Annotated in this window: 12 protein-coding genes; 9 read left to right on the forward strand and 3 right to left on the reverse strand. The window is 72.6% G+C overall.

Annotated features, from left to right (window positions below):
* The first annotated feature begins 151 nt into the window (after window positions 1–151).
* From BJ961_RS19630 to BJ961_RS19640, 3 genes are all read left to right on the forward strand, one after another.
* On the forward strand, window positions 152–1,153 hold the full coding sequence (locus BJ961_RS19630) for an N-acetylglucosamine kinase (RefSeq protein ID WP_271414090.1): 1,002 nt from the start codon (window positions 152–154) through the stop codon (window positions 1,151–1,153).
* Between the two features lie 8 nt (window positions 1,154–1,161).
* A complete protein-coding gene (locus BJ961_RS19635) occupies window positions 1,162–2,733 on the forward strand; it encodes a sodium:solute symporter (protein WP_271414091.1) in 1,572 nt (523 codons plus the stop codon).
* A gap of 61 nt (window positions 2,734–2,794) precedes the next feature.
* Window positions 2,795–3,976 (forward strand): anhydro-N-acetylmuramic acid kinase, encoded by a 1,182-nt coding sequence (locus BJ961_RS19640; protein ID WP_271414092.1) that lies wholly within the window; start codon window positions 2,795–2,797, stop codon window positions 3,974–3,976.
* A gap of 23 nt (window positions 3,977–3,999) precedes the next feature.
* Here the strand turns inward: BJ961_RS19640 and mgrA are convergent, their stop codons facing one another.
* Window positions 4,000–5,046, reverse strand: coding sequence for an L-glyceraldehyde 3-phosphate reductase (mgrA, locus tag BJ961_RS19645; protein WP_271414093.1), 1,047 nt, complete (start codon window positions 5,044–5,046; stop codon window positions 4,000–4,002).
* Window positions 5,047–5,473: 427 nt separating this feature from the next.
* Between mgrA and BJ961_RS19650 the strand changes: the two genes are divergently transcribed.
* The 3 genes from BJ961_RS19650 to BJ961_RS19660 all read left to right on the forward strand — a co-directional run bounded on the left by BJ961_RS19650 (window position 5,474) and on the right by BJ961_RS19660 (window position 9,343).
* Window positions 5,474–6,994, forward strand: coding sequence for a catalase (locus BJ961_RS19650; protein WP_271414094.1), 1,521 nt, complete (start codon window positions 5,474–5,476; stop codon window positions 6,992–6,994).
* A 537-nt stretch (window positions 6,995–7,531) separates the two neighbouring features.
* Entirely contained in the window at window positions 7,532–8,278 is a 747-nt protein-coding gene (locus BJ961_RS19655) for a hypothetical protein (protein WP_271414095.1), read from the forward strand.
* A 144-nt stretch (window positions 8,279–8,422) separates the two neighbouring features.
* Window positions 8,423–9,343 (forward strand): SDR family oxidoreductase, encoded by a 921-nt coding sequence (locus BJ961_RS19660; protein WP_271414096.1) that lies wholly within the window; start codon window positions 8,423–8,425, stop codon window positions 9,341–9,343.
* 33 nt (window positions 9,344–9,376) lie between these two features.
* On the opposite strand, the gene BJ961_RS19665 is transcribed toward BJ961_RS19660, so the two are convergent.
* Window positions 9,377–10,669 carry a phosphatase PAP2 family protein gene (locus BJ961_RS19665; protein ID WP_271414097.1) on the reverse strand — a complete coding sequence of 431 codons (1,293 nt, stop codon included), beginning with the start codon at window positions 10,667–10,669 and terminating at the stop codon, window positions 9,377–9,379.
* Between the two features lie 211 nt (window positions 10,670–10,880).
* Here BJ961_RS19665 and BJ961_RS19670 point away from each other — a divergent pair, with 211 nt between their 5' ends.
* Entirely contained in the window at window positions 10,881–11,039 is a 159-nt protein-coding gene (locus tag BJ961_RS19670; RefSeq protein WP_271414098.1) for a hypothetical protein, read from the forward strand.
* Window positions 11,040–11,122: 83 nt separating this feature from the next.
* A complete protein-coding gene (locus tag BJ961_RS19675) occupies window positions 11,123–11,695 on the forward strand; it encodes a TetR/AcrR family transcriptional regulator (RefSeq protein WP_271414099.1) in 573 nt (190 codons plus the stop codon).
* A 17-nt stretch (window positions 11,696–11,712) separates the two neighbouring features.
* On the opposite strand, the gene BJ961_RS19680 is transcribed toward BJ961_RS19675, so the two are convergent.
* Window positions 11,713–13,614 (reverse strand): glycoside hydrolase family 9 protein, encoded by a 1,902-nt coding sequence (locus tag BJ961_RS19680; RefSeq protein WP_271414100.1) that lies wholly within the window; start codon window positions 13,612–13,614, stop codon window positions 11,713–11,715.
* Between the two features lie 134 nt (window positions 13,615–13,748).
* Here BJ961_RS19680 and BJ961_RS19685 point away from each other — a divergent pair, with 134 nt between their 5' ends.
* Entirely contained in the window at window positions 13,749–14,966 is a 1,218-nt protein-coding gene (locus BJ961_RS19685) for an AAA family ATPase (RefSeq protein WP_271414101.1), read from the forward strand.
* Window position 14,967 lies beyond the last annotated feature (1 nt).

Consider the following 14,967-nt stretch of genomic DNA (forward strand, 5'->3'; position numbering starts at 1 on the left):
GAGGGGTCAAAAACTTACGCAGTGAACAACACGACGTTACTTATTGACATCCGGAGGACGGCGTTCCCATACTCGGACGGCGATCCGCGCCGGTCACCGACGACCTGGTGGCTCCCGACGTGCCGGATCCTTCGGGCAAGGGGCGAGCCGTATGACGTCAGTGGTGGCGGTGGATCTGGGCAAGACCGGGTGCCGCGCCGTGCTGTGGGACGGCCCCGACTCCTCACACGCCGTCAGTTCCGTGGCCGGTGCCCCCGGCTTGGCGGCGCCCGACGGGGTGGCGGCGGCCCGTGCGGCCGTGCGCGCCGCCGTCGAACCGCTGGTGCGCGAGCCGGGCGGCGTCCGGCCGGACTCGGTCCTCGTGGGGGCGGCCGGGGCGGCTTCCGCCCCCGAGGCGGCCCGCTCCCTGGCGCATGCCCTCCTGGACGACCTCTCCGTAGGGGAGGCCGCCGTCACCAGTGACGCCGTCACCGCGCACGCCGGCGCGCTCGGCGGCCGGGCGGGTGTGGTGCTGGCGATCGGCACCGGATCGGTCGCGGTCGGTATCGGCTCCGACGGGACGTACGCGCGCGTCGACGGGTGGGGTCCGCTGCTCGGCGACGACGGCAGCGGCGCGCGGATCGGCACGGCCGGGCTGCGCGCGGCCCTGCGGGCCCACGACGGGCGGGGCCCGGCCACCGTCCTGCTGGACGCGGCCGTCGCGCTCTTCGGCGATCTCGAGCGGCTGCCCGCGGCCGTCGGACGGGACGGCAACCCCGCCCGTACGGCGGCCTCGTTCGCTCCCGAGGTGGCACGTGCCGCCGCCGCCGAGGACGCCGTGGCCTCGGCGATCGTCCGGGACGCCGCCGCCGACCTGGCCGCGACCGCCCTCGCGGCGGCCGGCCGGATCACCGCGGAGGGCGGCCCGCTGCCGATGGCCGTCACCGGTGGGCTGACCGGGCTCGGCCCGGTCCTGATGGCGCCGCTGACCGCGGAGATCACCGGTTCCGGACTCCCCGTGCGTCTCGGACCGTCGCTCGGCGACCCCCTGGACGGGGCCCGGTTGCTGGCCCTGGACCGCACCACCCCTCACGCCCGCCTCGTCGTCCGCGTCCGCCGGACGACACCTCCCACCCCTCCCCCCACGCCGGCGACCCCACCGGCCCGTGCCTAGGAGCAAGTGTGCGCCAGCTCGACCTCGTGGTGATCGTGGTCTATCTGATCGGGATCGCCTGGATCGGCCTGCGGAAGGCCGGCCGGCAGAAGTCGGCGAAGGACTACTTCGTCGGTGAGGGCCACATGCCGTGGTGGACGGTCTCCTTCTCGGTCGTCGCCACCGAGACCAGCGTCCTGACGGTGATCAGTGTCCCCGGCGGCGCCTACAGCGGCCAGGCCTTCGGGAACGTCGAACTCGCCCTGGGCTACGTCATCGGACGCGTCGTCGTGGCCACCGTGCTGATCCCCCTCTACAAGCGCGGCGGGTTCGTCAGCGCCTACCAGTACCTGGGCGACCGGTTCGGGCTGAAGCTGCAGGGGCTGGCTTCGGTGACCTTCGTGTTCACCCGGCTCCTGGCCGAGGGCGTCCGGTTGTTCGCCTCCGCCATCCCGATCAAGCTGCTGCTCGACGAGTTCGGCGTGCACGCGAGCTACCGCGTGATCATCATCGTGCTCACGCTGATCACGGTGGTCTACACCTACCTGGGCGGCATCAAGGCGGTCATCTGGACCGACGCCATCCAGATGGTCCTCTACCTGGGCGGCGCGGTCCTCGCCGTCGCGGTGCTGTCGGCGCACGTCGGAGGGGACGGCTGGGCCCGCGCCCTGGACGCCGGACGGTTCACGCTCTTCGACACCGACCTCGACCTCGCCCACGTCCTCACGAGCCCGTTCGCCCTGCCCACGGCCATCGTCGGCGGAGCCATCTTCGCCATGGCCTCGCACGGCTCCGACCAGCTGATCGTCCAGCGCGTGCTGGCGACCCGGACGCTGCGCGAGGGCCAGAAGGCCATGATCGCCTCCGGTGTCTTCGTGACCATCCAGTTCGCCGCCTTCTCCCTCGTCGGCGCGCTGCTGTGGTCGTACAACGAGGGCAGGTCCTTCTCGGAGCTGGGGCTGTCCAGCTCGGACAACCTCTACCCCGACTTCATCCTGCACGGGCTGCCCGTGGTCGTCTCGGGCCTGCTCGTGGCCGGCATCCTGGGCGCCGCGATGGGATCGCTGTCGTCGGCGCTGAACTCCATGTCGAACTCGACGGTCGCCGACATCATCCACAGCTTCTTCCGCAGTACGCCGTCCGAGGAGGCGCTGCTCAAACTCGCCCGCGGGATGACTCTGGTGTGGGCGACGCTCATGGCCGTCTTCGCCTGCGCGTTCAGCGAGAGCACGGGCAACGTGTACCTGACCGGACTGACCATCGCGGGCTACACCTACGGCGCGCTGCTCGGCGCGTTCCTCCTGGGGCGGCTCGTCCGGCGCGCGAACGAGGTCGACTCCGTCGTGGCCTTCCTCGTCACCATCGGCGTGATGACCTACGTCGTGCGGGTGGTGAAGATCGACGTCACGACGGGCGGGACGACGACGTCCCAGGCGATCGCCGCCCAGTGGCTCGTGCCCATCGGCGTACTGATCACCCTGGTCGTCGGCGGTGCGCTGAGCCTGTTCCACGGGGCACCGGAGCCCGGTGGGGCAACGGCGTCCGACGAGGAGCCGGGTGCCGGACCCGACCGGACGACCACGACGGCCGGCCGGAACTGATCACGTCCGGGCGGGCTACGTGCCCGTCCGGCTCGCCCCCACCCTCTCGCAGGAGAACATCGTGCGTGTGATCGGCCTGATGTCAGGCACGTCCTACGACGCCATCGAGGCGGCCGCCGCGGACCTGGAACTCCGGGGCGACACCCTGGAGATGCGCCCGCTCGGCCATCTCTCCGCCCCGTATCCCGACCGGCTGCGCGACCTGATCGCGACCAGCCTGCCTCCGTCGGCCACGACGGTGCGGACGGTCGCCGAACTGGACACCGGCATCGGGCAGGCGTTCGCCGACGTGGCCGTACGGGCCGTGCGCGAGCTGTGCGGGGGCACGGCCGACCTGGTGGTCTCCCACGGGCAGACCGTGTACCACTGGGTCGAGGACGGCGCCGTGCGCGGCACCCTCCAGCTCGGCCAGCCCGCCTGGATCGCCGAGGCGACCGGGCTGCCCGTCGTCTCCGACCTGCGCAGCCGGGACGTCGCGGCCGGCGGTCAGGGTGCGCCGCTGGTGGCCATGACCGACGTGCTGGCCATGGCCGCGCTGCCCGGGACCCCCGCCGCCCTCAATCTGGGCGGGATCGCCAACGTCACCGTCGTCGCGCCCGGCGCCGAGCCGCTGGCCTTCGACACCGGGCCCGCCAACGCCCTGCTGGACGCCGCCGTACGGCACTTCACCGGCGGCGCGTGCGCGTACGACGAGGGCGGTCGCCGGGCCGGGGCGGGGCGGGTCGATCCGGCGCTGCTGCGGGTGCTGCTGGACGACCCCTACTACGGCAGGCCGGCTCCGAAGAGCACCGGCAAGGAGCGGTTCCACCTGCCGTACCTGCTGGAGGCGCTCGCGGCGGCGCCGGTCGAGGAAGCCGACGACGTCCTGGCGACGCTGGCCCGGCTCACCGCCGTCACGGTGGCCGACGCCTGCCGCGCGCACGGTGTCACGCGGCTCGTCGTGTCCGGCGGCGGCGCGCACAACCCCGTACTGATGCGCATGCTCGCCGAGGAGCTGCCCGGGGTGCCCCTCGACACGAGCGACGCGCTCGGGCTGCCGTCGGACGCCAAGGAGGCGCTGGCCTTCGCCCTGCTGGGTTTCCTGACCGTCAACGGTCTGCCGGGTGCGATCCGTTCCGGGACGGGCGCGCGCCGGGCGGCGCTGCTGGGCACCCTCACGCCGGGGCTCGGTCCCCTGCGGCTGCCGGAGCCGGCCGGCGAGCCGCCCCGGACGCTCCGTGTCACCGGCGAGCCCCTGTCCTGACCGCCGTCCGCGGCCTCGGCGCCTCAGCCGAGGCCGCCGGTGCGGGCCTGCCGCCACAGGTCGACGTCGCCGTCGACGACGGCGTACTTGTCGATCTCGGCGAGTTCGTCGTCGCCGAAGGACAGGTTCTCCAGGGCGGCCACGTTCTCCTCCAGTTGCCCGGGGCGGGACGCGCCGATCACCAGAGAGGTGACGCGCGGGTCGCGCAGCGCCCAGGCGAGTGCCATCTGCGCCAGGCTCTGGCCCCGGCGGGCGGCGATGTCGTTGAGGGCGCGCAGTCTCCGGACGGTGTCCTCGGTCAGCCAGTCGGTCGCGAAGGACTTGCCCTGGGTGGCGCGGGACCCCTCGGGGACGCCGTCGAGGTAGCGGCCGGTGAGCAGCCCCTGGGCGAGTGCGGTGAACCCGATGACGCCGAAGCCCTCGTCGGCGGCCGCGTCGAGCAGTCCCTCGGTCTCGATCCACCGGTTGAGCATGTTGTACGAGGGCTGGTGGATGAGCAGCGGCGTGCCCAGGTCGCGGAGGATCGCGGCGGCCTGCCGGGAGCGTTCGGCGTCGTAGGAGGAGATGCCGACGTAGAGGGCCTTGCCCTGCCGCACCGCCGTGTCCAGCGCGGTCATGGTCTCCTCCAGCGGGGTGGAGGCGTCCAGCCGGTGGGAGTAGAAGATGTCCACGTAGTCCAGGCCCGTGCGCGTGAGGGACTGGTCGAGGGAGGCGAGCACGTACTTGCGGGAGCCGCCGCCCTGACCGTAGGGGCCGGGCCACATGTCCCATCCGGCCTTGGTGGAAACGACCAGTTCGTCGCGGTACGGCGCCAGGTCCTGCCGCATGATCCGGCCGAAGTTGATCTCGGCGGATCCGTAGGGCGGGCCGTAGTTGTTGGCGAGGTCGTGATGGGTGATGCCCAGGTCGAAGGCGCGCAGGGCGATCTGCCGCTGGGTCTCGAAGGGCTTGTCGTCACCGAAGTTGTGCCAGTAGCCCAGGGACAGCGCGGGCAGGTCGAGGCCGGAGCGTCCGGTGCGGCGGTAGTGCATGGCACCGTCGTAGCGGTGGGGGTCGGCGACGTGGTTCATGTGGGGTCTCCGGTGGGTAGCGGGGCCGGGCGGCTCCCTGACGGGGAGCAGTTTCTCACCGTCGTCGGCGACGGGGGGACGTGGCGGACGGCCGGGCGGCCCTGCCCGCGCGGCCGCGGAGCGCGCGCCCCCGTCAGCGTCACCGCCGCACCCGCTCCGCTTGCGGGGGCCGGTCGGCGACGGAGACTGATACGGACGACGGCACCGCGAAGGGTCCTGGACGGATGGGCGAGTACACGGGGCGTCCCGACACCGGGACGCGGCACGGCGCACACGCCCCGCACGGGCCGCGTGGACCGGGGCCCCGGGCACGGCTCGGGCGTCGGTGGGGCTCCTTCGCCGGGGAGGGCGGAGCGGGGCCCGTACCCGTGTGCGCGCCGCGCGGCCCCCGGACGTCAGCCATTCCACGACGAAAGGCAGCAGTTTCATGACGGACACCCCGCCTGCCACCACCTCGGACTCCGGCGCGCCCGCGGAGAGCGACGAACACTCGCTCACCGCGGGCCCGGGAGGACCGGTCCTCCTCCAGGACGCCTACCTCATCGAACAGATGGCGCAGTTCAACCGGGAGCGCATCCCCGAGCGCCAGCCGCACGCGAAGGGCAGCGGCGCCTTCGGGCACTTCGAGGTGACGCACGACGTGAGCGCCTACACCAAGGCGGCCGTCTTCCAGCCGGGCACCCGCACCGAGCTGGTGACGCGCTTCTCGACCGTCGCGGGCGAGCGCGGCAGCCCGGACACCTGGCGCGACCCCCGCGGTTTCGCGGTGAAGTTCTACACCAGCCAGGGCAACTACGACATGGTCGGCAACAACACGCCGGTGTTCTTCGTCAAGGACCCGATGAAGTTCCAGCACTTCATCCGGTCGCAGAAGCGCCGGGCGGACAGCAACCTGCGCGACCACGACATGCAGTGGGACTTCTGGACCCTCTCGCCGGAGTCCGCGCACCAGGTCACCTGGCTCATGGGAGACCGCGGCATCCCGCGGTCCTGGCGCCACATGAACGGCTACACCTCCCACACCTACATGTGGATCAACGCGGCCGGCGAACGGTTCTGGGTGAAGTACCACTTCAAGACGGACCAGGGCATCGAGTGCTTCACGCAGCACGAGGGCGACCAGATGGCGGCGGCCGACACCGACTACCACACGCGGGACCTCTTCGAGCACATCCGTGACGGCGACTACCCGAGCTGGACGCTGCACGTGCAGGTCATGCCGTACGAGGAGGCGGCGGGCTACCGGTTCAACCCGTTCGACCTGACGAAGGTGTGGCCGCACGGCGACTACCCCCTCATTCCGGTCGGCCGCATGACACTGGACCGGAACCCGACGGACAACCACGCGGAGATCGAGCAGGCGGCCTTCCAGCCCAACAACCTGGTGCCCGGCATCGGCCCGAGCCCGGACCGCATGCTGCTGGCCCGGCTCTTCTCGTACGCCGACGCCCACCGCTACCGGATCGGCGCGAACTACCAGCAGCTGCCCGTGAACGCCCCGGTCGTCGACGTCCGCACCTACTCCAAGGACGGTGCGATGGCCTACCGGAAGACGACCGACCCGGTCTACGCACCGAACTCCAAGGGCGGTCCGGCCGCCGACACCGAGCGGTTCGGCACGCCGCCCGGCTGGGAGACGGACGGGGCCATCACCCGTGCCGCGTACGTCAGCCATGCCGAGGACGACGACTGGAGTCAGCCGGGCACCCTGGTGCGCGAGGTCATGGACGACGCCGCTCGCGACCGGCTCGTCGACAACGTGGTCGACCACCTCCTCAACGAGGTGACGGAACCCGTACTGCGGCGTGCCTTCGAGTACTGGTCGAACATCGACAGGACCATCGGTGAGCGCATCGCCCGCGGTGTGCGGGCGAAGTCCGGTGAGAAGGACTTCAAGGCCGACGAGCAGGCCAACCCGGCCCGCGGGTCCATGCAGGACAAGGCCTGACGGCAGCCCGGACCCCCGGCGCTCGTGAGCCCCGGCCGTCGCCGGCGCCCCGGCTGAGCAGGAAGGAGTCGCGCAGGGGCCGGTGGAGTCCGGGGACCCGCTCGTCGAAGTGAGCGGCGGGTTCCTTCAGCGACTGCTGGTGCGCCCGGCACTACGCCGGCGGCGAAGGAGCCGGCCGGCGCGGCCGCGCGCGGCAACTGCCCCGGCCCCGGAGCTCGACGGCCCCGGACCCGGCTTCCTTCACGGAGTGGCACAGGAGGTGGAGCTTCTGCGGCTGCCGCCGCCGGGAGGGCCGCGCGAGTGCCGTCCACCCTCGGTGCGGAGGACGTCCGTCGTGCCTTCCACGTGCCGGTGCCCGCCTCCGGTCCCGGATCAATTCCGTCGCGGTCGGCGGGCGCCGGCCGGTAGTGTCCGGGGCGTGCGTTGATCTGCCGGGCGGCGGCCGAGGCCGCCGCGGACGGAGTGACCGCCCTCGTGCCGACCGGGCTTCGAGGGCGCCTCGTCGTGTTCCCCGTCAGGCAGTCCGGAGGTCCGCACGTGTCCGCACAGCAGCCGGTCACCTATGAGACGTTCCTCGCCCGCGCCGTCGCCGATCCCGACGTCGTCGGGCTCGTCCTCAAGGGCTCCCACGCCCACGACGGCACCGTCACCCGCCACTCGGACCACGACCTGTACGTCGTGCCCGCCGACGACGCGGACAGCTCTCTCACCGGCCTCGACGGCCTCCGCTCGGCCGCACTCGATCTCGTCGTCGTGACGGTGGCGGAGTTCCACCGGCTCGACGGCTTCGAGCGTTACGCGATCGCCCGGGGCCGGGTCCTGCTGGACCGGCTCGACGGACGGATCGCGCGGATGGTGGCCGCCAAGGGGCGGCTCGGTGCCGTGGAGGCCCGGCGGGTGGCGGCCGCCCGGCTGGACGCCTACGCGAACGCGCACTACCGGTCGCTCAAGAACACCCGGGACGGGCATCCGCTCGCCGCCCGCCTCGACACCGGGGACGGCGTGGGCTTCCTGCTGGAGCTGCTGTTCGCCCTCGATCGTCGGCCACGCCCGTACAACAAGTACCTGGCGTGGGAGCTGGAGCGGTTCCCGCTCCCGGGATGGGACACGCGCGCGCTGCTGGCCACCCTCGAAAGGGTCACCGCGACCGGTGAGGTGGACGTGCGGCGGGAGCTGTTCGGCCGGGTCGAGGCCGTGGCCCGCGAGGCCGGTCACGGTCGGACGCTGGACGCCTGGGGCGAGGATCTGCGGCTGATGCGCCCCGGCACCTGGCCGCGACCGTGACCGCGAGACCACGATGACAGTGACTGACATCGCATGTTACCGTCGATGTCAGCGACTGTCATCGCGCATCGTTCCGGTGCCGGTACCCCGCACGACGGGCAGTCGCCGCACATGAACATATATGGACATACCTGGAGGATTCTCATGCGTGTTTTCGTCACCGGCGCCTCCGGCTGGATCGGCTCGGCCGTCGTTCCCGAGCTGATCGGCGCAGGCCACCGGGTCGTGGGGCTCGCCCGTTCGGACGCCTCGTCCGACGCGCTCACCGCGGCCGGGGCCGAAGTGGTCCGCGGCACCCTCGACGACCTGGACGTCCTGGCGGGCGCCGCCGCCGGTGCGGACGGGGTCGTCCACCTGGCCTTCAAGCACGACATCGCCTTCTCGGGCGACTTCAAGGGGGCGGGCGAGGCCGACCGGCGTGCCGTCGAGGTGATCGGCGAGGCGCTCGCGGGCTCCGACCGGCCGTTCACCATCGCGTCCGGGACCCCCGCGATCCCCGGGCACGTGGCGACGGAGCGCGACGGCCACGACCCGGACCTCGCCGCCGCCGCCCGGGGCGACGCTCAGCACATCAGGGCCGCCACCGCCGAGCTGACCCTCTCCCTCGCGGCCCGCGGTGTCCGCTCCTCCGTGGTGCGGCTGGCCCCGACCAACCACGGCGAGGGGGACAACGGGTTCGTGACGGCCCTCATCGGGATCGCCCGCGACCGGGGCGTCTCGGGCTACGTCGGAGACGGGAGCAACCGCTGGTCCGCCGCGCACCGCCTGGACTCCGCGCGCCTGTTCCGTCTCGCGCTGGAGCAGGCACCCGCGGGCTCCACGCTGCACGCCGTCGCCGAGGAGGGCCTGCCCGTCCGGGACATCGCCGAGGTGATCGGCCGGCAGTTGAACCTGCCGGTGGTGTCGGTCCCGGCCGCCGACGCGGGCGCCCACTTCACCTGGCTGGCGGGGCCGCTGGCGTCCAACCGGGCGGCTTCCAGCGCGCTCACCCGCGAGCTCCTGGGGTGGGAACCCGTCCGGCCCGGGCTCGTCGAGGATCTCGAACAGGGGCACTACTTCAAGTAGACCCGCGCCCGCGCCCGGGGGCCCCGCGGTGGCTCAGACCAGTTCCGGCTGCTGTTCCGCGGGGCGCGGCGGTTCCGGTTGGCCCGTGGGTGCGGCGGGCTCCGGCTCCCAGAGCCTGGTGGTCCGCACGTAGCCGACGACCACCGAGGCCGTCGCCAGGACGAGCAGGGGTCCGGCGGCCCACGGGTGCTCGGCCATCTCCACCGCCAGGTAGCGGTACGACACCAGCAGCACGGCGAACACCGTCGCGCCGTAGGCGACCAGCCGGGCGCCCGCGCGGTCCCAGCCCCGCGAGAAGGCGCGCATCGCGGTCTCGACGGTGAGCGCGAAGACCACACCGGCGAGGAGGTCGGCGCCGTAGTGGTAGCCGAAGCCGAGAGTCGCGGTGAGGGTGGCGACCAGCCAGAACGTGCCCGCGAACCGCATGGCCCGCGACCCCCTGCGGGAGTGGACGAAGAGCGTGGTGGCCCACGCCGTGTGCAGGCTGGGCATGCAGTTGCGCGGCGTGATCTCGTCGAACGGCATCGAGTGCGGGGCCACGGACGGCGGCAGCGTGTCCGGCCACAGGTGGCCCACCGCCCACTGTCCGCCGTCGGCCCCGTAGGCGAAGACCGGTCCGACGACCGGGAAGACCATGTAGATCGCGGGCCCGAGCAGGCCGATGACCAGGAAGGTGCGCACGAGGTGGTGGCTCGGGAAACGCCGCTCGGCGGCCACGTGGCGCAGCTGGTACAGCCCGACCAGGGCCGCGGCCAGGGGGAGCTGGCCGTAGACGAGGTGGAGGACGTGGCCGCCGACCGGTTCGGTGGCGTCGACGAGCCGGCCGAAGACCCACGAGGGGTTCCCCAGCGCCTGGTCGGCGGTGGCGACGTACGGGTCGAGCACCGCCGTGCGGGTCTCCGAGGTGATGAGCAGCCAGGTGTCGCCCGTCTTGTGCCCGGCCACCAGCAGCAGGCCCAGCCCGGCACCCTTCAGCAGCAGGGCACGCTCACCCCCGGTACGGCGTGTCACGGCGACGACCGCACAGCCCAGGACGACCCAGAGCGCGCCGTTGCCGAAGTTCATGTCGGCGCCGACCGCCCAGCGCACCAGCCAGAACAGGAGGTCGATGCCGATCGCGGCACCCGCCGCGAGGAGGCGCCGGCGCCAGGTGAGGACCACCATCGTCAGGGCCAGCCCGGCGTACAGCAACGGCCCCGAGTCGGGTGCGAAGACCACCTCCCGGGCCTGGTTGGTGATCGGACCCCGCACACCGTAGTGGCGCGCGGCGAATTCCAGCGCGACGAGGAAACCGAGGGTCACCACACCCGCCGCGGTCCACAGCACGGCCCTCGGCCGAGGCCACGCGGCGGGCGGGGAGTCGCGGTCTCGTCGCGAGGATATTCGTGTAGGTATGGTTTTCAATTGTTTGGCCCGTTTGCTAGGGATCGGACATAGAGGTCGCTCGTGCGGATCGTCACGAGTTCGAACATGCTAACGGCATGCCGCCCCGACCCGAATCGCCCGATCCGCGCTCTCCCGCAGCAAACCGGGCGCCGTGCCGCCGTCAGGCCGCGTGCTGGTACGGCGGGTAGGCGTCGCCTCGCCCAGCGAGGACGATTCCGACGCCGCGCTGGAACGCATGGCGCAGCTCAACGCCCTGCTGGACACGGCGCGGGAGTACCGGGCAACCCTGCGTACCGCGGCGCACGGCTGACCGGGCGGACACCGCTTGCCTAATCCTGTTAGGCACGCTCATAATCGTCCACGGCTGTCGGGGACGCGATGCGGAGGACGGGTGTGGCTCGGGTAGGACTGACGACCGAGGGCCTGATCAGGGCCGGTGCGGAGGCGGCCGACGAGATCGGCTTCGAGCACACCACGCCGACGGAGCTGGCCCGGCGCTTCGGCGTCCGGACGGCGAGCCTGTACTCGCACGTGAACAACGCCCACGAGCTGAAGACCGGGATCGCGCTGTTCGCGCTGGAGGAGCTGGCCGACCGGGTCTCCGAGGCGGTGGCCGGCCGAGCGGGCAAGGACGCGCTGGTCGCTTTCGCCAACGCGTACCGCGACTACGCCCTCGAGCATCCGGGCCGCTTCGCCGCCACCCGGTTCCCCCTCGACACCGAGACGGCGGCCTCCGGCGCGGGCGTACGGCACGCCCAGATGTCGCGGGCGATCCTGCGCGGCTACGACCTGGCCGAACCGCATCAGACCCATGCCGTACGGCTGCTCGGCAGCGTCTTCAGCGGATTCACCGACCTGGAGGGCGCGGGGGGCTTCAGCCACAGTGCCCCCGCTTCGCAGGAGAGCTGGACGGAGATCCTCAACGCGCTCGACGCCCTCCTGCGTACCTGGCCGACCGGTTCCTGACCCGTTCCCGGAGTGCGTCAGGAGCGCGCGACGGCGAGGGAGAGCGCGTACAGGGCGGTCGAGCCGAAGTCGTCGGCCGGTTCCACCGTCTGCCAGGCGCGGACGTCGTCGACGTATCCGGCGCCGTGACCGTCGAACCGCGACCACGACCCGTCGTCCGGTGCGAAGGAGCACGGCCGGGCCCCCTCGAACTCCTCCCCGTCCTTCAGCAGGCCCGCGTCGTTCGGCCCGTTGACGACGGCGCCGCGCAGGATGTCGCCGCGGCCGGTGTGGCTCATGGCCAGGTTGGCGACCTGGTGCTGGGGACAGTGCGGGTAGACGTCGCCCGCGCCCACGACGAAGCTGGTGCCCCAGGCGTTGGCCCCGAAGACCCAGGCCAGTTGCTGGGCGGCGAAGTCGTCGTACCGGTGGTCGCCCGTGGCGCGGGCGTACAGTTCGGCGGTCGCGAGCAGGCCGAAGGTGTTCGGCACCGCGTCGAAGTCACTGGGTACGACGCCTGACCGGAACGGGTCCTCGGCCGCTCGCCCGCGCCCCGTCTCCACCTGCCGCCTCAGCTCGGCCCCGAGGTCGGCCGCGAGGGCGTCGTCGGGATTCGCGGAGGAGAGCACGTCGGCGTGGGCCAGGGCGCTGACGTCGGCGGGTCCCAGTGTGCCGGGGTGCTCGTCGCGCAGGGCCGCACGGGCCCAGGAGAGCGCCTCGTCGCCCCACCCCGAGCCGCGCGCGTCGCCCAACGCGTCCGCGCCGCGCGCGAGTTCCACGGCCGCCCACTCCATGTCGTCGCGCCAGGTGTCCTCCTGGTAGTAGTCCGCGGGCGTGGTGGTGACCAGGTCCCCCTTCGCCGGCCGGGTGTCCGCCCCCGCGTAGACGGCGGCCGCCTTGTCCAGCCAGGCGCGGGCCTGTGCCGGGTGCTCCGCCGCCTCGGTCTGCGCGGCGAGGGCGAAGGCCGCGCTCACCCGGCCCGCGAGGTTGGGGCTGAGGGGCTCACCCGGCCGGTTGGCGCGGAAGACCGGCCGGTACTTGATCAGGTAGTCGGAGTCCCCCGGCTTCACGGTGAGGTGGTCGTCCTCCTCGGGCAGCCGCCACACGTCGTGGTCCCCGCGGACGTCCTTGTCGCCGGACCCGAGCCCGACCTGCGCGTAGAGGGTGCCCGTCGCCCCGTCCCACATCTTGTCCAGCCAGCGCAGACCGTGCCCGGCCTCCTCCCGCAGCCCGGGCACCGACGGTGTGTCACGGACGGTGCTCAGCATCTGCGCGACCACGTAGGAGGTGGTGTGCGTGAACTTCAGGAAGTCGCCGGCGTCGAACCACCCGCCCGACACGTCCACCGGGCCGCCGACCGCGGACAGCGCCGGGTGCGCGGCCTTCCCGTCGGACGAGCCGGCCTGCGGTGCCTCGTAGACGCGGGCCTCCTCGTCGGTCAGGTGCGAGGCCACCCGCCCGGTCGCGTCGCCCAGTACGTCCTCGCCGTCCCGCTGGGTGCCGAAGAAGCGCACGGTGTCCGCGCGCAGCGGGTCCAGCAACTGCCGTGCCGGTGCCACGCGGAAGCGTACCGACGGGCCGGCGTCCGCACCGACGAGCCGCAGCCGGTAGGTGCCCGTGCGGTCGAACGACGAGAGGTCGATCGCGCGCACGTCGTCGTACGTGGTGTTCCAGCCGCCGAGAGACGGCCCCAGGCTGCCGTGCCCGGCCGGCTTCCCCCGCTCGTCCACGACCTCGAAACCGGCGTCGGCCAGCCGGTCCCCGTCCCCCATGACGTAGGCGAACTTCTTCTCACCGGCCACGTAGCCGACCTGGTTGACGCGGAGGGACGCCGGGGTCTCGTCGCCGCCCCCGGAGCACGCGGCGAGGCAGCAGGCCGCCAGTACGGAGGCGGTCACGGCCGACACGGCGCGGGCCGGCGGCGGGAAGTCGTGGTTCATGGCGGACAGTCTGGTCGATGGCGGCACCCCGACGTGGGCCGAGGTGCCGGACCGGGCGACGCGACGGGCCCGGACGTTTGTGCGGGATAGGCTCGACCCGCCAGCCCACCCGGACGTCACAGGAGGAGTCGGCCATGGGCCCACAGGACCCGCAGAGGGCATCGGCCGCCCAGGACACGGCCGAGCGGCTCCGGGCGATCGTCGGCGAGTTGTCGGACCGCTTCTACGAACGGGCCGACGTAGTGCGGACGCTGGTGGTGACCCTGCTGGCCGGTCAGCACTCGCTGGTGCTCGGGCCGCCGGGAACGGCGAAGTCCGAGATGGCCCGGGAACTCACCGGCAGGATCGTGGGGGCGTCCTACTGGGAGATCCTGCTGTCGAAGTTCACCGCGCCGACGAGGATGTTCGGTCCCATCGACGTCGCCGCGCTGGCCCGCGGCGAGTACCGGCAGGTCTACGACGGTCGCGCCACGACCGCGCACGTCGCGTTCATCGACGAGATCTTCAAGTGTTCCACGGCGGCACTGAACGAGACGCTGGGTTACCTCAACGAACGGATCTACCACCCCGAGAGCGGCGGCGCACCCGTCCACTGCCCCCTCATCGGCGCCATCACGGCGAGCAACGAACTGCCCGAGGGCGAGGACTCCGCCGCGATCTACGACCGGCTGCTGGTCCGGATCGAGGTCACGTACCTGGAGGATCCCTCGAACTTCGCCGCGCTGGTCCGCTCCGCCGTCGGCCGCCCGGCGGCACCGGCGCGCACCACCGTGGAACTGTCCGCGCTGCGGCAGGCGGTGACCGAGGCCGTTCCCGCCGTGGACGTGCCCGACGCAATCGTGGACGCGGTGTGCACGCTGCGGGCCGCGTTGCGCCGCAGGGAACTGATCGCCTCCGACCGCCGCTGGCGGCAGGCGGTGGGGCTGCTCCAGGCGTCCGCCTACCTCGACGGGCGCTCCGTGGTCGCCGACGGCGATCTGTCGGTGCTGACCCATGTGCTGTGGAACTCCCCCGCCCAGCGCCCCACCGTCGAACGCGAGGTGCTGCAACTGGTCAACCCGGACGCCAAGGAGGCCCTCGACCTAGCCGACACCATCGAGGAACTGGAGACGCAGCTCGACGCGATGGCCGGGCAGTCCCGCGAGGCGCTGAGCGAGTGGGTGATCAAGAAGGCCCACAACCGGCTGGCCATGGCGGGCAAGCGGCTGGAGAGGCTGCGTGCGGAGGCGGCGGGCGCCGGGCGCTCCACGGCCGCGATCGACCGGGTCACCGGGCGCCAGCGCGCCGTCCGCGCCCGGGTGCTCACCGAGGCCCTCGGCGTGGACGCGAGCACCGTACGGGCGCAGCTCTGAG

This window comes from Streptomyces lienomycini (genome assembly GCF_027947595.1).
GTDB classification, from domain to species: domain Bacteria; phylum Actinomycetota; class Actinomycetes; order Streptomycetales; family Streptomycetaceae; genus Streptomyces; species Streptomyces lienomycini.

Bases quoted from the DNA above. Each gene is read 5' to 3' on its own strand.
- BJ961_RS19660 (WP_271414096.1), top strand. From the start codon at position 8,423: ATGCGTGTTTTCGTCACCGGCGCCTCCGGCTGGATCGGCTCGGCCGTC.
- BJ961_RS19680 (WP_271414100.1), bottom strand. From the start codon at position 13,614: ATGAACCACGACTTCCCGCCGCCGGCCCGCGCCGTGTCGGCCGTGACC.
- BJ961_RS19630 (WP_271414090.1), top strand. From the start codon at position 152: ATGACGTCAGTGGTGGCGGTGGATCTGGGCAAGACCGGGTGCCGCGCC.
- mgrA (WP_271414093.1), bottom strand. From the start codon at position 5,046: ATGAACCACGTCGCCGACCCCCACCGCTACGACGGTGCCATGCACTAC.
- BJ961_RS19685 (WP_271414101.1), top strand. From the start codon at position 13,749: ATGGGCCCACAGGACCCGCAGAGGGCATCGGCCGCCCAGGACACGGCC.
- BJ961_RS19650 (WP_271414094.1), top strand. From the start codon at position 5,474: ATGACGGACACCCCGCCTGCCACCACCTCGGACTCCGGCGCGCCCGCG.